Annotated in this window: 19 protein-coding genes; 12 read left to right on the forward strand and 7 right to left on the reverse strand. The window is 58.3% G+C overall.

Annotated features, from left to right (window positions below):
- The 7 genes from miaA to MTP40_RS07340 all read right to left on the reverse strand — a co-directional run bounded on the left by miaA (position 1) and on the right by MTP40_RS07340 (position 9,495).
- Positions 1-921 (reverse strand): tRNA (adenosine(37)-N6)-dimethylallyltransferase MiaA, encoded by a 921-nt coding sequence (gene miaA / locus MTP40_RS07310; protein WP_249260089.1) that lies wholly within the window; start codon positions 919-921, stop codon positions 1-3.
- A gap of 13 nt (positions 922-934) precedes the next feature.
- Positions 935-3,085: a DNA mismatch repair endonuclease MutL gene (gene mutL / locus MTP40_RS07315; protein ID WP_249259090.1), complete on the reverse strand. Its 2,151-nt coding sequence runs from the start codon at positions 3,083-3,085 to the stop codon at positions 935-937.
- 29 nt (positions 3,086-3,114) lie between these two features.
- Positions 3,115-5,730, reverse strand: coding sequence for a DNA mismatch repair protein MutS (mutS, locus tag MTP40_RS07320; protein WP_097771180.1), 2,616 nt, complete (start codon positions 5,728-5,730; stop codon positions 3,115-3,117).
- 120 nt (positions 5,731-5,850) lie between these two features.
- Positions 5,851-6,258, reverse strand: a complete 408-nt coding sequence (locus MTP40_RS07325) for a YlbF family regulator (RefSeq protein ID WP_207683886.1) — start codon at positions 6,256-6,258, stop codon at positions 5,851-5,853.
- A 69-nt stretch (positions 6,259-6,327) separates the two neighbouring features.
- Positions 6,328-7,710: a tRNA (N6-isopentenyl adenosine(37)-C2)-methylthiotransferase MiaB gene (gene miaB, locus MTP40_RS07330; protein WP_005934386.1), complete on the reverse strand. Its 1,383-nt coding sequence runs from the start codon at positions 7,708-7,710 to the stop codon at positions 6,328-6,330.
- A 100-nt stretch (positions 7,711-7,810) separates the two neighbouring features.
- Entirely contained in the window at positions 7,811-8,197 is a 387-nt protein-coding gene (locus tag MTP40_RS07335; protein WP_098922258.1) for a Fur family transcriptional regulator, read from the reverse strand.
- A gap of 23 nt (positions 8,198-8,220) precedes the next feature.
- Complete coding sequence (locus MTP40_RS07340; protein ID WP_005934388.1) at positions 8,221-9,495, reverse strand: replication-associated recombination protein A; 1,275 nt, start codon at positions 9,493-9,495, stop codon at positions 8,221-8,223.
- Between the two features lie 188 nt (positions 9,496-9,683).
- On the opposite strand from MTP40_RS07340, the gene MTP40_RS07345 reads away from it, so the two are divergent.
- From MTP40_RS07345 to MTP40_RS07400, 12 genes are all read left to right on the forward strand, one after another.
- The gene (locus tag MTP40_RS07345; protein ID WP_207683887.1) at positions 9,684-10,385 is read left to right on the forward strand and encodes an endonuclease III domain-containing protein; all 702 of its coding nucleotides are present in this window, start codon (positions 9,684-9,686) and stop codon (positions 10,383-10,385) included.
- Positions 10,382-10,714, forward strand: a complete 333-nt coding sequence (locus MTP40_RS07350; RefSeq protein WP_005934393.1) for a GlsB/YeaQ/YmgE family stress response membrane protein — start codon at positions 10,382-10,384, stop codon at positions 10,712-10,714. The genes MTP40_RS07345 and MTP40_RS07350 overlap by 4 nt, the downstream gene beginning before the upstream one ends.
- A gap of 137 nt (positions 10,715-10,851) precedes the next feature.
- Positions 10,852-11,169 carry a PadR family transcriptional regulator gene (locus tag MTP40_RS07355; RefSeq protein WP_117534147.1) on the forward strand — a complete coding sequence of 106 codons (318 nt, stop codon included), beginning with the start codon at positions 10,852-10,854 and terminating at the stop codon, positions 11,167-11,169.
- Positions 11,166-11,672 (forward strand): DUF2812 domain-containing protein, encoded by a 507-nt coding sequence (locus MTP40_RS07360; protein WP_207683888.1) that lies wholly within the window; start codon positions 11,166-11,168, stop codon positions 11,670-11,672. Before MTP40_RS07355 ends, MTP40_RS07360 begins: the two co-directional genes overlap by 4 nt.
- A 152-nt stretch (positions 11,673-11,824) precedes the next feature.
- Complete coding sequence (locus MTP40_RS07365) at positions 11,825-12,325, forward strand: MarR family winged helix-turn-helix transcriptional regulator (RefSeq protein ID WP_156065779.1); 501 nt, start codon at positions 11,825-11,827, stop codon at positions 12,323-12,325.
- The gene (locus tag MTP40_RS07370) at positions 12,318-14,567 is read left to right on the forward strand and encodes an ABC transporter ATP-binding protein (protein WP_249259091.1); all 2,250 of its coding nucleotides are present in this window, start codon (positions 12,318-12,320) and stop codon (positions 14,565-14,567) included. Before MTP40_RS07365 ends, MTP40_RS07370 begins: the two co-directional genes overlap by 8 nt.
- Position 14,568: 1 nt before the next feature.
- On the forward strand, positions 14,569-16,380 hold the full coding sequence (locus MTP40_RS07375) for an ABC transporter ATP-binding protein (protein ID WP_156065783.1): 1,812 nt from the start codon (positions 14,569-14,571) through the stop codon (positions 16,378-16,380).
- 127 nt (positions 16,381-16,507) lie between these two features.
- The gene (locus MTP40_RS07380) at positions 16,508-17,269 is read left to right on the forward strand and encodes an AzlC family ABC transporter permease (RefSeq protein ID WP_249259092.1); all 762 of its coding nucleotides are present in this window, start codon (positions 16,508-16,510) and stop codon (positions 17,267-17,269) included.
- Entirely contained in the window at positions 17,266-17,577 is a 312-nt protein-coding gene (locus tag MTP40_RS07385) for an AzlD domain-containing protein (protein WP_249259093.1), read from the forward strand. Before MTP40_RS07380 ends, MTP40_RS07385 begins: the two co-directional genes overlap by 4 nt.
- Before the next feature lie 145 nt (positions 17,578-17,722).
- Positions 17,723-18,214: an RNA polymerase sigma factor gene (locus MTP40_RS07390; RefSeq protein ID WP_117476140.1), complete on the forward strand. Its 492-nt coding sequence runs from the start codon at positions 17,723-17,725 to the stop codon at positions 18,212-18,214.
- Positions 18,211-19,002: a zf-HC2 domain-containing protein gene (locus MTP40_RS07395; RefSeq protein ID WP_249259094.1), complete on the forward strand. Its 792-nt coding sequence runs from the start codon at positions 18,211-18,213 to the stop codon at positions 19,000-19,002. The genes MTP40_RS07390 and MTP40_RS07395 overlap by 4 nt, the downstream gene beginning before the upstream one ends.
- Positions 18,999-19,862, forward strand: coding sequence for an SDR family oxidoreductase (locus MTP40_RS07400; RefSeq protein ID WP_249259095.1), 864 nt, complete (start codon positions 18,999-19,001; stop codon positions 19,860-19,862). Before MTP40_RS07395 ends, MTP40_RS07400 begins: the two co-directional genes overlap by 4 nt.
- Positions 19,863-19,865: the final 3 nt, after the last annotated feature.

A 19,865-nucleotide genomic window follows, 5' to 3' on the forward strand; every position in this document is an offset into this window, starting at 1 on the left:
TCATCCTTTCGCTAAAAATTCATTTGTGAGACATGCGGCCTGTTCCCGGACATCCGGGGCCGAGGCATCCAGCCAGCAGATGCCCTCCATGTGGCGGAACCAGGTCAGCTGGCGCTTGGCATAGTTGCGGGAAGCCTGTTTCAGCTTTTCCACGCAAGGGGCAAGCGCACTCTCCCCCGCAAAGTAGGGGAAGAATTCTTTGTATCCGATGGCCTGGGCCGCCGTCTTATAGGTATCCCGGTGTTCCCACACACGTTTTGCCTCGTTCAGCAGATTCTGCTCCATCATCTGATCCACCCGCAGGTCGATGCGGCGGTAGAGCTGGGCGCGCTCCGGGAAATCCAGCCCAAGGATCAGAGAACGGTAGGGCTTTTCGGGCGGGAGCGAGTCTGCTTTCTGCTCACTGAGCTTTTTCCCGGTGGCGCGGTAATGTTCCAGCGCCCGCAGCACCCGGACATGGTTGTTCGGATGGATGGCCGCCGCTGCTTCGGGGTCCACTGCCTGCAGCTCCGCATACATGGCTTCCGGGCCTTTTTCATTCAGTTCTGCGGCCAGCTGTTCCCGCAAACCGTCCGGCGTTTTCTCAGCAGCAAAGCGGACACCATACAAAAAACTCTGGACATAGAGCCCGGTGCCGCCCACGAGGATGGGCAGATGTCCTCTGCTGGAGATCTCATGCTCCAGCGCTCCGGCCAGCGCGGTGAAATCCGCCACGCTGAACAGTTCATCGGGCTGCAGGATATCTACCCCATGGTGCGGAATGCCGCGAGTCTCCTCGGGGGTCACCTTGGCGGTGCCCACATCAAGACCTTTATAGATCTGCATCGAATCGGCGCTGATGATCTCACCGCCGAACTGCTCGGCCAGTGCAACGCCCAGCGCGGTCTTGCCGGAAGCCGTGGGGCCAACCACGGCCAGCACCGGGTGCTTTTTGTTACACGATCCGTCCAAACTGCTTTTCCAGCTCCTTCCGGGTCAATTTAAGGACACAAGGCCGACCATGGGGGCAGAAGGGCGGTACCTCGCCCGAGAGGATCTTTTCAGCCAATGCCATCAGCTCCTGCGGGGAGGTCTTATCCCCCGCCTTGATGGCCGCGCGGCAGGAGATGGAATGGAGCACCCACTCAGTCTTTTCGCTCAGGGCATCGCGGCTGCCCTTGGAGAGCTTATCCGCCAGCTCCACCAGCAGATCCTCGGCGCTGCCCTGTTCCACATCCGCGGGCACAGAGCGCAGGAACACGCTGTTGCCGCCAAAGTCATCGATCTCCAGTCCTGCGCTTTCCAGCAGCTCAAGGTTGGAGAGGAGGGCAGTCTTTTCCTCCGCCGACAGCTCCACCACCAGCGGCTCCAGCAGCAGCTGGGCCGGAACATCTCCATAGTTTGCCGCCAGCTTCTCGAAAAGCTGGCGCTCGTGGGCGGCGTGCTTATCAATGATACAGATCTCCTCCCCGCGCTCAGCGAGGATATAGGTCTTGAAGATCTCACCCACATAGCGCAGAGGGGCAGGGCCTTCCTGCACGTCAAAGCCCAGCTGTTCCGGCGTATCCTCGGCAGCAAAGGTCTGCTGCGGAGCTGGGGCGGCAGGCATTTCCTCCTTGGGGGCAGGATCCCATGCCGCCATGTGGTCCTGATGTTCGGGCAGATCTGCACTGTCCGGTTCAATGTCCAATGCACCTTCTCCCAGCGCTGCGGCAAAGGCGGGTGCTTCAGGCTCACTCTCCGTGGGAGCTGGTGCCGGGCTGTGCAGGGTGGCATCCTGCCGGATGGGCAGGCCCGATGCAACCGTTGTCCAGCTGTGCTCTGTCGGCTTATCCTCGGCAGTGCCCGGCACAGGCAGGATATCCGGGTGGCTTGCAGGTGCCGGACGGGACAGCGGTACTGCTGCCGGTGCCGGAGTGAAGCTCCGGAAGCTCCGCTGGGGCTGAGGGGTATGCTCATGGAGCGTTCCCGGCTCAGCCTGGCCCGGAATGATGGCAGAAAGTCCTGTAAAGTTGTTCTTCTTCACATCATTTTCTATCGTGTTATCGCTTATTTCATATTTGTTGGATTCTTCATCTTTTTTATCCTCTTCAAAGGCGAAGCGCCGCTCTCCGGTGCCCGGTTGGGCCAGTGCCAGCTTGACAGCGTGATAAACGAGATCAAAGATATCGTTTTCCCGGGCAAAGCGCACCTCAGTCTTGGCCGGGTGGACATTGACGTCCACAAGGTCAGCAGGCATTTCCAGAAGCAAGATTCCTCCAGGGAACTTGCCCTGCATCGTGGTGCCTTTGAACGCTGTTTCCATGGCCGCCATCATGGTGCGGTTGCGAACATAGCGCCCATTGATGTAGAAATACTGCATACTGCGGCTGGCGCGGCAGCTCCTGGGCTGGGTGATGAGGCCCCACACCCGGTAGACCCCTTCCTGATTGTCCAGCTCCATGAGGTCACGGCTGAATTCCCGGCCCAGCACCGCGTAGGCGGCACTGCGCAGCTTGCCGTCACCGGGGGTGACATACTGCAGCTTGCCTTCCCGGACAAACTTGAAGCTGACCTCGGGGTGGCTCAGGGCCACATGGGCCACGATATCCGCCACAAAGGTACCCTCGCTGGAATCCTTTTTGAGGAACTTCATCCGGGCCGGGGTGTTGTAGAACAGATCCTGCACTCGGATGGTAGTGCCCACGCCGCGTGCACCGGGCTCCAGCGGATAATCCTCGCCGCCCTCGATGCGGTAGACAGAGGCGCACTCGTCGTTCTCAGTACGGGTCAGTACTTCTACCCGCGCCACGCTGGCAATGGAAGCCAGCGCTTCTCCACGGAAGCCCAGGGTGTGGATATGGTTCAGATCATCCTCCGTCCGGATCTTACTGGTGGCGTGGCGGATGAATGCCGTGGGGATATACTCTGCTTCAATGCCCGAGCCGTTGTCGCTGATCTCGATCAGCTTCACGCCGCCTGATTCAATGGTCACGGTGATCTGGCTTGCCCCGGCATCAATGGCGTTTTCCAGCAGCTCCTTTACCACGGAAGCAGGCCGCTCCACCACCTCACCGGCTGCAATGAGCTCCGCCGTGTGCTTGTCCAGAACATGGATGACTGCCATATTCGTTCCCTCCCCTGTTTTTTAGGAAATCAGCCGTTCAGGCTGCCCTTCAAGGTCTTTTTCAGCTCGTACAGGAAATTCAGCGCTTCAATGGGGGTCAGCGTTTCCACATCCAGCGCATCCAGTTTTTCCAGCACCTCGCTGGGCACTGCGGGAGAGTTATACTCCTGCAGCGCGTCAAAGTCCATCTGCTCCACCTTGTTCTTGGGGGCAGTGGCTTCCAGTGCGCGCAGCACCTCGTGGGCGCGGCGGGTCACAGTGCCGGGCAGACCGGCCAGCTTTGCCACCTCGATGCCATAGCTGTCATCGGCAGGGCCGCGAACGATGCGGCGCAGGAAGGTGATGTCCTCACCCCGCTTTTTCACCGCAATGTTGTAATTTTTCACGCCGCTGATGGTGCCCTCAAGGTCCGTCAGCTCGTGGTAATGGGTGGCAAAGAGGGTTTTGCAGCCCAGTCCCTTGGCAGGGTCGCTGATGTGCTCCACCACGGCGCGGGCAATGCTCATGCCGTCAAAGGTGGACGTGCCGCGCCCGATCTCATCCAGCACCACCAGACTGCGGGAGGTAGCGTTCTTCAGGATCTCTGCCACCTCGGTCATCTCCACCATAAAGGTAGACTGACCTGCCGAAAGGTCATCCGACGCGCCGATACGGGTAAAGATGGCATCCACTACACCCACATGACACTCTCTGGCCGGAACAAAGGAACCGATCTGTGCCATCAGGGCAATCAGCGCATTCTGGCGCATATAGGTCGATTTGCCTGCCATGTTAGGGCCGGTGATGATGAGGCAGCGATCCTCACCGCAATTCAGGGTGGTATCGTTGGGTACGAACAGACTGCCCTTGAGCATCTGCTCCACCACAGGGTGGCGGCCCTCCACGATGGTCAGCTGGTCGCTCTCATCCACAGTGGGGCGGCAGTAGTTGTTTTCTGCTGCCACCTGAGCCAGAGCAGCCAGTACGTCCAGCTCTGCCACGGCGTTGGCTGTACGCTGGATGCGGTCGAGCTGGGCACCAATGCTTTCCAGCAGCTCATTGAACAGCCGGTGTTCCAGAGCGATCAGCCGCTCGTGGGCACCCAGGATCTTATTTTCCAGCTCCTTGAGCTCCTGTGTGATGTAGCGTTCGCCGGTGGTCAGAGTCTGCTTGCGGATGTAGCTCTCCGGCACCTGTGCCTTATAAGAGTTGCTGACCTCGATGAAATAGCCAAACACGTGGTTATAGCCGATCTTCAGCTTGGGGATGCCGGTCTCCTGCCGCAGGCGGGTCTCGAGCTGAGCCAGCACGCCCTTGGTGTTATCGCGGATGGAACGCAGCTCGTCCACCTCGGGGTGGTAGCCCTTGGCAATGACACCACCATCCTTCAGGGTAGAAGGTGCGTCAGGGTCCACAGCGGCATAGATCTTGTCCTTGATATCGCTCAGCGGGTCGATCCTGGAGACGATTTCGCTGAGTTCGGCGCAGCCGCAGCTTTCGGCCTGCTGGCGCAGGCTGGGCAGGCGCTCACAGGTCTGTGCCATGGCATAGATCTCTTTGGGCGTGGCTGAACCGTAGACCGTGCGGGTCATCATACGCTCCAGATCGGCGATGTAATGCAGTTCTTCGATCAGATCGCCGCGCTGTACGGTCTGGTTGACCAGGCTTTCCACAGCATCCAGACGGTGGTTGATGGCATCGCTGGAAAGCAGCGGCTGCTCGATCCAGGTGCGGAGCAGCCGCTTGCCCATGGCAGTGCTGGTCTTGTCCAGCACCCAGAGCAGGGTCCCCCGCTTCTCGCGGCCCCGCAGGGTCTCGGTGAGTTCAAGGTTGGCCCGCGTCACAGGCGAAAGCTGCATATACTGGGCTTCATTGTAGCTGATGACGGTCTTCAGGCGCTCCACACCTTTGATCTGGGTGGTGTGCAGGTATTCCAGAAGCGCGGCCATGGCAAACCGCACCAGACCTTTTTTATCAATAGAGGTCGTCTCATCCCAATTGCGGCCAAACTGATTTTCCAACGAGATGGCCACCAGACCCGGAGCGTAGCGCTCCTCTTCCACCAGCTCCACAGAGCAGGTCATGTTCTTTTTGATATAGCCGGTCAGCTCACGGCAGTCCAGCATTCCGGGATTCATCAGCACCTCGCTGGGATGGTAGCGGCAGAGCTCCGCGATCACGGCAGGCACGATCTTCTCTCGTTTCAGCTCGGTGATGTGGGCCGTACCGGTGGAAACATCGGCAAAACAGATGCCCGCCGCATTCCCTTTCAGAAAAATGCTTGCAATGTAGTTGTTTTTGTCATCCTGCAGCATACTGCTCTCAATGACAGTGCCCGGCGTGACCACCCGGATGATATCGCGCTTGACCAGTCCCTTTGCCTTGGACGGGTCCTCCATCTGCTCACAGATCGCCACCTTGTATCCCTTGGCGATCAGGCGGGCCACATAGCCCTCGTAGCTGTGGAAGGGCACGCCGCACATGGGGGCACGCTCTTCCATACCGCACTGCTTGCCCGTCAGGGTCAGGTCCAGCTCCCGGGAGGCGGTCAGCGCATCGTCAAAGAACATCTCGTAAAAGTCGCCAATGCGGTAAAACAGGATCTCGTCCTTATACTGCTTCTTGATGTCCATATACTGCTGCATCATGGGCGACAGTTCTGCCATAATCGTTCACCTTTCCTGCGGGCTATGCCGCTTTGCTTCTTTCCGTCGGTTTGCAGTAAGTAACTGCGAATGGAAGGAAAACGCGGCCTGCGATTTGCAGCCGCGTTCTCATTTTACCTGTTAGTGGCAGCCTCCGCAGGTGGAGCAGCTGCCGGTGCAGGATTCGCTGGGCTCCTGCACGGTCATGGGGTCGCCGCCGTTCATTGCGGTGTTGATGATGGCATCAATGTAGTTGACCAGGTTCTCGCAGTCGCGCTTTGCCTCGTTGTAAGCAGTCATACCCTCGTCAGCCATGATCTTGCCATACAGGTCGTTGACCTTGGTGTTCAGCTCGGCGATGCGCTCATCACTGCGCTCGTTCTTGCTGATCTCGTTGTTCAGATCCATGCGGGCCAGATTGAATTCCCCGATGAGATTCTGCAGCTCCTCATCCTTGTCGTTTGCCTTGCGGGCCTGATCCAGAGCCAGGTAACGGGGGTCAGTCTGCAGTGCCATGGCGGCGCGCTTGAACAGATCGATGCAATCCATAATCAAAAATCTCCTTTGATGTGTTTGTTTTTATAGTTACATTATCATTGGGGCCGGTGTGCCCCGGGATCACGTTTCCAGTTCGCCCAGCAGGACGGTGGCGCGGGCACCGGTCAGGTGCACCTGTGCGTAGCTGCCCATCAGGGCGGGGTCTGCGGCAAACTCCACGGTCAGGTTGTTGTCCAACCGGCCGGAGAGGGTTCCGTCGCTGCGGCCATAGCCTTCCACCAGCACCCGGACAGTCTGGCCCACCTGCTGCCGGACCAGATCCATTGCGATCTCGTCCTGCACCTTGAGCAGACGGGTCATCCGGTCGGTTTTCTCCGCGCGGGGGGTGGGGTCGGGCATTTCCGCTGCCTTGGTGCCGGTGCGCTTGGAGTAGATGAAGGTGAACAACTGCATGTAGCCGACTTTCTTCACAAGTTCCAGCGTGTCCTGGAAATCCTCCTCCGTTTCCCCGGGGAAGCCCACGATGATATCGCTGGAGAAGGTAATGCCGGGCACCTTTTTGCGGGCGTACTCGATCAGCTCCATGTACTGCCCGATGGTGTAATGGCGGTTCATCTTTTTCAGCAATTCATCCGAGCCGCACTGCACCGGCAAGTGCAGGTGCTTGCACAGGTGGGGCTGGGCCGCAATGGTGTCGATCAGCTTGTGGCTGGCATCCTTCGGGTGGCTGGTCATAAAGCGGATCTGGTAATCGCCGGGCACAGCGCAGAGCAGATTGAGCAGATCAGCAAAGTCCACCTGTTCCTCCAGGCCCTTGCCGTAGCTGTTCACGTTCTGGCCCAGCAGGGTAATCTCCTTGTATCCGGCTTCCACCAGCCCCCGGAACTCCGCCAGGATATCGCCGGGCTTGCGGCTCTTCTCACGGCCCCGCACATAAGGTACGATGCAGTAGGTGCAGAAATTGTCGCAGCCGTACATGATGGGCAGCCAGGCGCGGAACTCACTCTCGCGCCGGATGGGGATGTTCTCCACGATGACCGGGCGCTGGGCAGGCTCCATCAGCACGCGCTTATGCTTCTGCAGCTTCTGAGCAATGAGCTGGGGCAGCGTATCGATGCCATCCACGCCAAAGACCAGATCAACATAGGGATAGCTCTTGCGCAGCTTTTCCACCACATGTTTCTGGTTGGCCATGCAGCCGCACAGGCCGATCATCAGGCCGCGCTTTTTCTCCTTCAGGCCCTTCAGTGCACCCACATTGCCGAACACGCGCTGCTCGGCGTGCTCCCGCACGGCGCAGGTGTTGAAGAGGATGAGGTCTGCATCCTCGGGCTTATCGCACAGGCCGTAGCCGATATCCACCAGCACGCCCTTGATGCGCTCGCCATCGTTGACGTTCTGCTGACAGCCATAGCTGTGTACAAAGGCCAGCGGCGGGGTGTCGTAAGCCGCACGCACCAGCTCCGCAGCCGTCTCGTTGTGTTCAAAGTTAATGTATTCCAATAAAAACCATCCTTATTTTTCAAAAGCTCTTTTTAGTATACCCTCTTTCTGCCATAAGGGCAAGTGGGAAACCGCAAATTTCAGAATCCTTCGGGGTAATTCAGCCTTCTGCCTGCTTTTTGGCGCATGCTTCACACAGGCCGAACAGCACCACAGCGCAGTCCTGCACTACAACATCCTTCTGGCGGCGCACCAGCCTCATCACCTGTTTCTCGTCCACATCGGCATCCACTACGCCACCGCAGGCCGTGCAGTAGAGGTGGCTGTGCCAGCACAGGGTGTGATCAAAACGATCCGCCCTGCCCGGAATGGACACCCGGCGCACCATGCCTGCCTCCACCAGACTGTTCAGGTTGCGGTAGACAGTGCCCAGGCTCAGGCCCGGGCACTCCGGGGCCGCCTTATCAAAGATCTCTTCGGCGGTGGGGTGGTCGCAAAGCTGCTCCACGGTGCGCAGCACCAGCTCCCGCTGTTTGGAATAACGCATCTTCCTCTCTCCTTCTCTTCCCTTTATACGTTCTCTTCGCCCTTGATCCGCGCCCAATATGCGCGGGAGGCCTGCTCGTTCTTGTTTTCCCCAAAGGTGTAGTATTTTGTATTCTTGAGCACATCCGGCAGATACTGCTGCTCGACCCAGTGGTTGGGGTAATCGTGGGCATACTTGTAATTCTGGCCCTTTACCAGCGCATCCTCGCCGTCATAGTGCTTGTTCTGCAGCTGGCGGGGAATGGGCCCGGTACGCCCGGCCTGCACATCCGCAATGGCAGCGTTGATGGCATCATGGGCGCTGTTGGATTTGGGGCTGGTCGCCACCAGCACAACTGCATCCGCCAGGGCCAGCCGCGCTTCAGGCAGGCCCACCGCGTTGGCGATATCCACCGCCGCCTTGACGATGGGGATGATCTGCGGGTAGGCAAGGCCCACATCCTCGCAGGCGCACACCATGAGCCGACGGCAGGCAGAGGGCAGATCCCCGGCTTCCAGCAGCCGGGCCAGATAGTGGAGCGCTGCATCCGGGTCGGAGCCGCGCATGGATTTCTGGTAAGCCGACACGATATCATAGTGGTCATCGCCGTCCCGGTCGTACCGCATGGCAGTGCGGCGGGTGACCTGCTGGATCATATCCAGCGTGATGTGTTTTCCCTCCGGTTCGGGAGCCGCCGCCGTCACTGCAAAATCAAGGCAACCCAGTGCCTTGCGCAGATCGCCGCCCGCGCTCTCAGCAAGATAGGCACAGGCATCGTCCTCCATCCGGATGGGCGTACCCTCGCTCTCCGAAAGCTTTTTCAGGGCGTTCCGCAGCCCCTGCTCCACATCCGCAGCTGTCAGCGATTTGAACTCGAACACAGTGCAGCGGGAAAGCAGTGCATTATAGATGTAAAAATAGGGGTTCTCGGTGGTGGAGGCGATTAAGGTCACAGTTCCGTCCTCAATGCACTCCAGCAGGCTTTGCTGCTGCTTCTTGTTCAGATACTGGATCTCATCGAGGTACAGCAGGATCCCCCCCGCCCCGGCCAGTGTGCCGATATCCTTGAGCACTGCCTTGATATCCCCCGTGCCGCAGGAAGTGCCGTTGAGCTTGTGGAGCGTCATGCCGCTGTTCTCGGCAATGATCCGGGCCACGGTGGTCTTGCCTGTGCCGGATGGGCCGTAAAAGATCATATTGGGGATACGCCCGCTCTCGATGGTGCGGCGGAACACCCGCCCCGGGGCCAGCAGATGCTGCTGGCCGCAGACTTCGGCCAGCGTTTTGGGGCGCATACGCTGCGCCAGCGGTTCATTCATCGGGCGTTCCCTCCTGTACTGCCCTGCTGTTCTGCATGGGCCTTATATAGAAATAGTATACCTCATTTTTACACGAACAGCAAGAGCAATAATGAAAATCATTCTCAGATGGATGCTGCAAATCCCATTTACAAAAAGGTCGAAACATGCTATTATCATAGTACATTTACGAGAAACGAGGGGTACAGATGAAGATAGCCGCTGCGGCAGAAGATCTCTCTGCCAAAAAGGAGCTGGCGCTCCAGGTCATCGACCGGCTGAAAACAGAATATCCGGATGCAGCCTGCACGCTGGATTACGACCACGCCTGGCAGCTGCTGGTCAGCGTCAGGCTGGCGGCTCAGTGCACTGATGCCCGGGTGAACATTGTGGTACAGGACTTGTTTGCAAAATACCCCAATGTAGCAGCGTTGGCTGCGGCAGAGCCCGAGGAAATCGAGGCCATCGTCAAGCCCTGTGGGCTGGGCCGCAGCAAGGCCCGGGATATCTCGGCCTGTATGCGGGTACTGCGGGATAAATACAACTGCAAAGTGCCCACCACCTTTGAAGCGCTGCTGGCATTGCCCGGCGTGGGCCGCAAGAGCGCCAACCTGATCATGGGTGATGTGTTCTGCAAGCCCGCCATCGTCACAGATACCCACTGCATCCGGCTGTGCAATAAAATCGGGCTGGTGGATGGCATCAAGGAGCCGCAGAAGGTGGAGATGGCCCTGTGGAAGATCATCCCGCCGGAGGAAGGCAGCGACCTGTGCCACCGCTTTGTGATGCATGGCCGGGCTGTCTGCAATGCCCGCAAACCCGAATGTGAAAAGTGCTGTTTGAACGATATCTGCCGGTACGCGGCAGAAAACGCCGTTCTTACAAAAGAAACCAAGGAGGCTTCTGTATGATTACATTGTCTATCCTGATCGTCCTTGCCCTGATCTGCGCTCTGGTGGGCGTGCTGATGGGCCTGTTCTCTCTGATCGGCCTGCTGGCTTCCCTGCTCGTGGGCGTGCTGGTAGGCGCTCTGGCCGGTCACATCGCCAACCGCTTTATGGGCACCCAGACCTCCACCGGCCGCAACATTGTGTTGGGCATTCTGGGCAGCTTTGTGGGCGAGTTCCTGTTCGGCCTCATCGGCATCCATGCCACCGGCAGCATCAGCTCCTTTGTTATCTCGGTGCTGGGTGCCTGCGTCTGCATCTGGGTGGATAACCGACTGTTCCACGATCGTTGACCGGTTTTCTCTGGTTGTTTGTCTTTGCTCTCCCCTCCGGGAGAGCTTTTTTATTTTCAGCCCCTTGACAGTTATATCGAGAAGCGATATAATTCATCCATGATATATCGTATAGCGATACAAAGTGAGGTGATATAATGGAAAATCCGGCACTGACGGAAACCACCTACTACATCCTGCTTTCCCTCTATCATCCGCGGCATGGCTACGGCATCATGCAGGAGACCCAGCAGCTCTCCGGCGGAAGGGTACGGCTGGCTGCCGGAACCCTGTACGGTGCCCTGAATGCCCTGTGCGAAAAGGGCTGGATCTCTCCCCTGCCCATGGAAAGCGGGAGCCGCAAAAAAGAATACCAATTGACCTCCGCCGGGCTGAAGGTGCTCAAACAGGAGCTGGTCCGGCTGGAGGAGCTTGCTGCCAATGGCCGCGCCATTTTACAGGAGGAACAGGTATGAGTGAAACAAAAACGCTGCATCGGAATTTCTGGGTCTGGGAATTTGAAAAAGAAGAACGCTGGCTCAACGAAATGGCGCAGGAGGGCTGGGCCCTGCAGAATGCCGGGTTCTGCACCTACACCTTTGAAAAGACGGAACCCGGCCAGTACATCATCCGGCTTGCCATGCTGGACAGTTCCCCGGATTTTGAAAGTTTCATGGGAGAGTTGGAAGCACAGAGCGTTGGGCATTGCTTCAGTTGGGGATATTTCCGCCGCAGCGCCCAGCTAGGTCCCTTTGATATGTTTTCGGATGTGGATTCCCGTATCTCCCACCTGAACAAAATTGGACAGATGGTGAGGCTGCTCTGTCTGGCAAACCTTCTCATAGGCGTTACCAACACCTTCAGCGGTGCATCACTGGCATGGCTAAACCTGCTTTGCGCCACGTTTTTGGCCTACGGGCTGGGACGTATCAGCAGCAAACGAGAGAGTCTGGTGGAAGAACGTCAGCTCCACGAGTGATTTTTTCTCCTTGATGTGCAGGATCTTCAGAGTTTTCAAAAAGTTCATTTTTACCCGCTTGCATTCCGATGCAGGCGGGTATATTATTGTCATTAGCAAATAGTTATCATGTGTTAAGTATTTGCATCCGTCAAGTGATAAGGAGGATTCGTATGCCGCAGAAGAGCGCACCGGAACTGTTCGCCGTGGTCCATTATCTGCATCGGCTGAGCACAGAAGGCAAACGCGGTGCCAAAATGGCACTGGAAAGCTGCCCCAAGTGTCATTTCATCATGCTGGAAGGCGTGCTGATGACCATTGAAGAGCATGGCCAGAATGGCACCATCTATGTTTCCGATCTGGCTGCCGCCGTCAAACAGCCCCTGCCCGCTGTTTCCCGCGCGCTGCGCCAGCTGGAGCAGGATGGACTCATTGAGCGGATCACAGACCCCAATGACCGCCGCAAAACGCTGGTGCGCCCCACGGAAAAGGGGTTGGATGCCAGCCGCCAGGTCGAAACTGCCATCAGCCGTTACTTTGAGCGGGTCATCTGCCGCATCCCGGAAGAGCAGCGGGAGCAGCTGTTCTCCCTGACCGGTGTACTGCTGGAGGCTGTGGAAGCGGAAAATGCGGAGCAACAAGCAAAATTGAAGGGAGAAAACGAAAATGGGTAAAATTTTCAAGCAGCTGGCCCGCCACTGGGCCGCCTGCCTTGCCGTGGTGGCTCTGCTGTTCGTGCAAGCCTACTGCGACCTTTCCCTGCCGGATTACACGAGCAGGATCGTGGACACCGGCATCCAGCAGGGCGGCATTGAAAGCCCCCTGCCGGAGACTGTGCGCCAAAGCACACTGGATACCCTCTCGCTTTTGATGAGCGAAGAGGATGCGGATGCACTGCAGAATGCCTACGGATATTATCTTCAGGACGATGGTGTTCTGAAGCTCCGCAGTGACCTGACCGATGCTGAGCGTACCGCTCTGGAGGAGGCCGTTACCACACCGGATATCGTGCTGTATATGGCGGCGGCGCAGAATGCCAACGCCCCTGCCGGGGATGAAGCAGAAGCCATGACCGCTGCTCCTACGGCAGAAGATCTGGATGCCGTTTGTGCCCAGTTCGCAGCCATGGCCCAGATGCCCGGCTTTTCACGGGAAATGATCCAGCAGCAGCTGGCCAGCGCCATGGAACAGGTGGACGAGACCACCCTTTCCAGCATGGCAAGTCAGGCTACTCTGCTGGTCAGCCTGGAATATGAGGCACAGGGCGTTTCCCATGATGTGCAGATGGCCTACCTCTTCCGGGTGGGTGGCCAGATGCTGGCCCTGACCCTGCTGATGGTGGTCGTTGCCATTCTGGTGGGCCTGATCGCCTCCCGCGTCTCAGCTTCCATCGGCCGGGAGCTGCGCAGAGAGACTTTCTCCTCGGTCATCCATTTTTCCAACGCAGAGATCGAGAATTTCTCCACCGCTTCCCTGATCACCCGCACCACCAATGATATCCAGCAGGTGCAGTTTACCTGTGTCATCCTGCTGCGCATGGTGGCCTACGCTCCCATTCTGGGCATCGGCGGCGTGATGCACGTCACCCAGGGCAACACCGGCCTTGCCTGGATCATCGTGCTGGACGTGGCCGCTCTGCTTCTGCTCATCACGGTTCTGATGAGCGTCGCCATGCCCAAGTTCAAGATTATGCAGACGCTGGTGGACAAGCTGAACCTCGTCAGCCGCGAGATCCTGACCGGCGTGATGCCGGTGCGTGCATTCAGCCGCGAATCCTTTGAGGAAAAGCGTTTTGATGCTGCCAGCCGGGAGCTGATGGGCACCCAGCTGTTCACCAACCGCGCCATGGTGGCCATGATGCCCTTTATGACCCTGATCATGAACGGCACCAGCCTGCTCATCGTCTGGTTCGGCGGCAAGGCCATGGATGCAGGAAACATGCAGGTAGGCGAGATGATCGCATTCATCACCTACACCATGCAGATCGTCATGTCTTTCCTGATGCTGGCCATGGTGGCCGTGATGCTTCCCCGTGCCGGTGTGGCCGCTGACCGTATCGACGAGGTCTGCCGCACCAAGGCTTCCATCCATGATCCGGACGCTGCCGCCGCAAAGCCCGCCCTTGAAAAGAAGGACTGGGATGGCGTGGTCCGGTTCGAGGATGTCAGCTTCCGCTTCCCCGGTGCCGACAGCGATGCGCTGGAGCACATCAGCTTTACCGCAAACCCCGGCGAGACCACAGCCATCATCGGCTCCACCGGCTGCGGCAAATCCAGCCTGCTCAACCTCATCCCCCGCTTTTATGATGTCACCGGCGGCCGCGTGACCATTGATGGCATCGATGTGCGGGAGATGCCGCAGGAGCAGCTCCACAGCCTTTTGGGCTATGTTCCCCAGAAGGGCATTCTGTTCAGCGGCACCATCGAGAGCAATCTGAAATTCGGCGGTGCGCAGATCACCGATGCGGGCATGAAGAAGGCGGCTTCCATCGCACAGGCCACCGAGTTCATCGACGCAAAGCCCGAGGGCTATGCAAGCCCCATTGCACAGGGCGGCTCCAATGTATCCGGCGGCCAGAAGCAGCGGCTCTCCATCGCCCGTGCCATTGCCAAGGAGCCGAAGATCTATCTGTTCGACGACAGCTTCTCTGCCCTTGACTACAAGACGGATGTCACCCTGCGCCGTGCGCTGAAGGAAGAGACCGACAACGCCACTGTGATCATTGTGGCACAGCGCATTTCCACCGTCCTCCACGCCAATCAGATCCTGGTGCTGGACGACGGCAGGCTGGTGGGCAAGGGCACTCACGCGCAGCTCATGGCCACCTGCCCTGAATATCAGGAGATCGCCAGGAGCCAGCTGAGCCAGAAGGAGCTCAACCTGCAAGACCTGAACACCGGAAAGGAGGATGAGTGATATGCCGAGACCCGGAAAACAGACCACCGAGCGCGCCAAGGATTTCAAGGGCACTCTGCGGCAGCTCCTCAGCGCATTGAGCCAGTATAAGCTCTCCCTCATCGTTGTGATGGTCTTTGCCATCCTTTCCACCATCTTCAATATCGCAGGCCCCAAAATTCTGGCCAAGGCCACCACGGCCCTTGCCACCGGCTGGATCGCCAAGCTGCGGGGGATCGGCGGCATCGACTTTGCCTACATCGGCAAGATCCTGCTCATCCTGCTGGCCATGTACCTCTGCTCCGCCGCATTCAGCTTCATTCAGGGCTGGCTGATGACCGGCCTTTCCCAGAAGGTCTGCTATGATTTCCGCCGCCAGATCAGCGAAAAGATCAACCGCCTGCCGCTGGCCTACTTTGAAAAGCGGACAGTCGGCGAGGTGCTCTCCCGCATCACCAACGATGTGGACACCCTGGGCCAGAGCCTGAACCAGAGCGTGACCCAGCTCATCACCAGCATTACCACCATGATCGGCGTGCTGATCATGATGCTGTCCATCAGCCCCAAAATGACCCTGATCGCACTGCTCATCCTGCCCGTCTCTCTGGTGCTGGTGATGCTGGTGGTCAGGTTCAGCCAGAAATACTTCAAGGCCCAGCAGGCCACCCTGGGCGTTGTGAACGGTCAGGTGGAGGAGGTCTACTCCGGCCACAATGTCATCAAGGCCTTCAACCGGGAGGCCGCCGTGCTGGAGGACTTCAACGCCGCCAACGACAAGCTGTTTGAATCCGCCTGGAAGAGCCAGTTCCTCTCCGGCCTGATGCAGCCCATTATGAACTTTGTGGGCAACCTGGGCTATGTAGCCGTTGCCATCGTCGGCAGCATCTTTGCCGCCAACGGCATCATTACCATCGGCGATATCCAGGCTTTTATCCAGTATGTCCGCAATTTCACCCAGCCCATCCAGCAGCTGGCACAGGTGTCCAACATGCTGCAGAGCATGGCCGCCGCTGCCGAGCGCGTGTTCGAGTTCCTGAACGAGCCCGAAGAGGATCAGCTGGCCGACCCTGCCCGCCGGGCAGACCCTGCCTGCATTGATGGTCAGGTCACCTTTGACCATGTCCGGTTCGGTTATGTGCCCGAAAAGACCATCATCCACGATTTCAGCTGTAAGGTGCAGCCCGGCCAGAAGGTCGCCATCGTTGGCCCCACCGGTGCCGGCAAGACCACCATGGTCAAGCTGCTCATGCGGTTCTACGATGTAGATTCCGGCTCCATCACCCTGAATGGCCACGACATCCGCGACTTTGACCGCAGTGCCCTGCGCGAGGGCTTCGGCATGGTGCTGCAGGACACCTGGCTGTTCAAGGGCACCATCATGGAGAATATCCGCTATGGCCGTCTGGATGCCACCGACGAAGAGGTCATTGCCGCCGCCAAGGCCGCCAATGCCGACCACTTCATCCGCACCCTGCCCGGCGGCTACCAGATGGAGCTGAACGAGGACGCTTCCAACGTCAGTCAGGGCCAGAAGCAGCTGCTGACGATCGCCCGGGCCATTCTGGCCGACAACCGCATCCTGATCCTGGACGAGGCCACCAGCAGTGTGGACACCCGAACCGAACAGCGCATCCAGACTGCTATGGACAACCTGATGCGGGGCCGTACCAGTTTCGTCATCGCCCACCGCCTGTCCACCATCCGGGATGCAGACCTCATCCTTGTCATGCGGGACGGCGACATTGTGGAGCAGGGCACCCACGACCAGCTCATTGAGGCCGGCGGTTTCTACGCTGACCTGTACAACAGCCAGTTTGAGGATGTTGTGGATTAAGCCACGCTCCCTTCTTTGAAAAAGGCTCAGGTTTCGATCAAAAACCTGAGCCTTTTTCTTTTGTCAATTCCTACCGGATGTGCTATACTTATTTTTGTGTCTTGAAGTAGGAAAGGAGTAACCACTCATGGAAACCACTCAAAAGCCCTACGCATTCAGCCGCAAGGTATTCTGCGAAGGGATGCGGGATGGTGTGCCCATTGCGCTGGGCTATTTTGCTGTCTCGTTTTCATTGGGCATTGCAGCCCGCAATGCGGGGCTGACCCCAATTCAGGGCTTTTTTGCAAGCCTGTTCAACAATGCTTCTGCCGGTGAGTATGCAGCCTTTTCGCTGATCGCCGCCGGTGCCACCTATCTGGAAGTTGCCATCATCACCCTGATCGCCAACGCGCGCTACCTGCTGATGAGCTGTGCTCTGGCCCAGAAATTTGCCCCCGGCACGCCGTTCTTCCACCGGCTCATCATCGGCTACGATGTCACCGACGAGCTGTTTGGCATCACGATCGCACGGCCCGGCTATCTGAACCCGTTCTACACCTACGGTGCCATTGCGCTGGCGGCCCCCGCCTGGGCCATGGGCACAGCGCTGGGCATCATTGCAGGCAATCTGCTGCCGGTGCGTGTGGTCAGCGCCCTGAGCGTGGCCCTGTACGGCATGTTCCTGGCCATCATCATTCCCCCCGCCCGGAAGAACAGAGTCGTTGCCGTGCTGGTGATGCTGAGCTTTGCCCTGAGCTTCGCCTGCGGCCGCCTGCCCGGCATCGCTTCCCTTTCGGACGGCACCCGCACCATCCTGCTGACGGTGCTGATCTCCTGCGGGGCAGCCGTTCTGTTCCCTGTTACACCCGAAGCACCAGAAGCTGCCGGAACTGAGGAGGTGCAGGCATGACCTACAATAATTGGGTCTATATCGCCGTGATGGCCACTGTTTCTTACGCCATCCGTGTACTGCCGCTGACCCTTATCCGCAAACCCATCAAAAACCAGTTCATCCAGTCCTTCCTCTACTATGTGCCCTATGTAACGCTGGCCGTGATGACCTTCCCGGCCATCATCAACGCCACCCAGAGCCCCATTGCCGGTGCCGCCGCGCTGGTAGTGGGCATCGCCGCCGCATGGTTCGGAGCCAGTCTGTTTCAGGTGTCCGTCTCCTGCTGTGCCGTGGTGCTTGTGCTGGAACTGTTTTTGGTGCACTGAGCTTTCTGCCGCTGTGGTTCTGGGTAGGCCATGGCGGCTTTTTTGGTCTTTGAAAATTTTTTCGGAAAACTTGTAACGTTCCGGCGGTTTTGCCGTCTTATGGGCGAACCGGTTCCAAAACACACCAAAAAGGAGGGATGCGCACATGGAGCACCGCAGTTTTGAGCAGATTTATCTGCAGTATTACAAGCCCGTGTACGCTTACCTGATGACATTGTGCCAAAACGAGGAACTGGCAGCAGAACTGACCCAGGAGACCTTTTACAAGGCGCTGGATGCCATTGACGGGTTCAAGGGCGGCTGTGCACTGAATGTCTGGCTGTGTCAGATTGCCAAAAACACCCTGACGGATACATACCGGCGGCAGAAGCGGGAACTGCCCCCGCTGGACGACACTCTGACGGATGTGCCTAGCCCCGCCCCCCTGCCGGGGGAAGAACTGGAGCAGCGGGAAGGAGCACTGAGCCTTTACCAGAAGCTTCATGCCCTGCCCGAACCGTACCGGGAGGTGTTCTGGCTGCGGGTCTACGGCGAACTGACCTTTGCAGAGATCGCCGCACTGCACCACAAGACCGAAAGCTGGGCGCGGGTGACCTTTTACCGCGCCCGGATGAAAATGAAGGAGGCCATCTTATGAAACTACCCTGCTACCTGGTTCAGGACCTTCTGCCCCTTTATAAAGATCACGTCTGCGACGAACAGACTTCCGCCGATGTGGCAGAGCACCTGAGAGACTGTGCCGCCTGCTCTGCCCTGCTGGCTGAAATGGACGCCCCGCCCCAGGAAACTGCGGTACAGGAAGAGCAGGCCGCTGAGGCCGCTGAGGCGCTGAGCACCGTAAAAAAGAATCTGCGCACCCGGCAGGTAAAAAACACGCTGGCCGCTGTGGGCGGACTGCTGGCCCTGATCTGCGCTTTCTTTGGCTGGCGCTACTGGATGATGCACTCCTATGTGGACCTGCCTGCCGAAGATCTTGTAGTAGAAGAGACCCGTGAAGTACTTCCCTCTGATTCCTACGGGTCTATCCGCACCATTCAGAAAAATGCAGTCAGGAATGCAAAGACAGGAGTTTATTACACCACAGTCGGCTATCAGGTACGTTATTACAGGGACAGCCCCATTGTGTTTCTGAGCGTCACACAGACCCGGTGGGAAGCCCTGATGCGCACGTTCAGTAAAAACAACGAGCCTATCTGGTTTGAGGTTTCAAGTCCTTACACGCTGTTTGTTACGCGGGACACCTATTTGACCCTGCGGGCTGCCCGGCTCATGCCAGAGCAGGATGAACTGATTGACATTCTGGCAGATGATGCAACGCTGACCCGTTACGATGGCGGTTTCTCGTGGACTGATACTTCTAAGACCGTCAGCATTCTTTTAGAACAAGTGCGTTTTGCAAAAGTACGCGCAAGGAAAACATCATGAAAAAAATCTTAATTTCCGGATCCTCCGGCTTTGTGGGTTCCCGGGTACTGCACCAGTGGCAGGGCCGTGCAGAGCTTTTCACCTTCCCGCGCGGATCTCTGGCTGCTGCCGATGAATCCGCCATTCGCCGTTTTGTGGAAACCGTGCAGCCGGATGTTATCCTGCATCTGGCGGCATTGTCCGATACCGGCTACTGCCAGCAGCACCCGGAGGAATCCCAGCGTGCCAACGTCGAACTGCCTGTCTGGATGGCAAAAGCTGCACGGGACACCGGGGCCAAACTGATCTCATTCAGCTCGGATCAGGTGTACGCAGGTGTGACCCAGCCCGACCCCCTGCCCGAAACGCTGCCGCTCTCCCCCGCCAACACCTATGGTCAGCACAAGCTGGAGGCCGAGGAGCGGGTCCTTGCGCTCTGCCCGGAGGCGGTGCTTCTGCGGGCTCCGTGGATGTACGATCTGCCCGGCGATGGCCTGCCCCTCCGGGGCAATCTGCCGCTGAACCTGCTGCAGGCCGCACAAAACGGTACTCCCGTTCGCTTTTCACCGAACGACCACCGGGGTGTCAGCTGGGTGCGGGAGGTGGTGGAACAGCTCTTCCCCGCCTTGCAGCTGCCCGGCGGTGTATACAATTTTGGCAGCGGGAACGATGCCGACATGGTCACAACGGCCCGGCAGTTTGCCGAAGCGCTGGGCGTGCAGGTGCAGATCGAGCCTGCTGATTTCTCCCGCAACCTTGTGATGGACAGCTCAAAGTTGGCCGCACAGGGGATTCGATTCCATGATACATTGAGCAGTTTTGAAGGCTGTTTGAAACGGATCAAACCTCTCAGTCGCGCTGACGCGCGCCAGCTCCCCTAATAG

The sequence above is a fragment of the Faecalibacterium sp. IP-3-29 genome, from assembly GCF_023347335.1.
Lineage (GTDB): Bacteria > Bacillota > Clostridia > Oscillospirales > Ruminococcaceae > Faecalibacterium > Faecalibacterium duncaniae.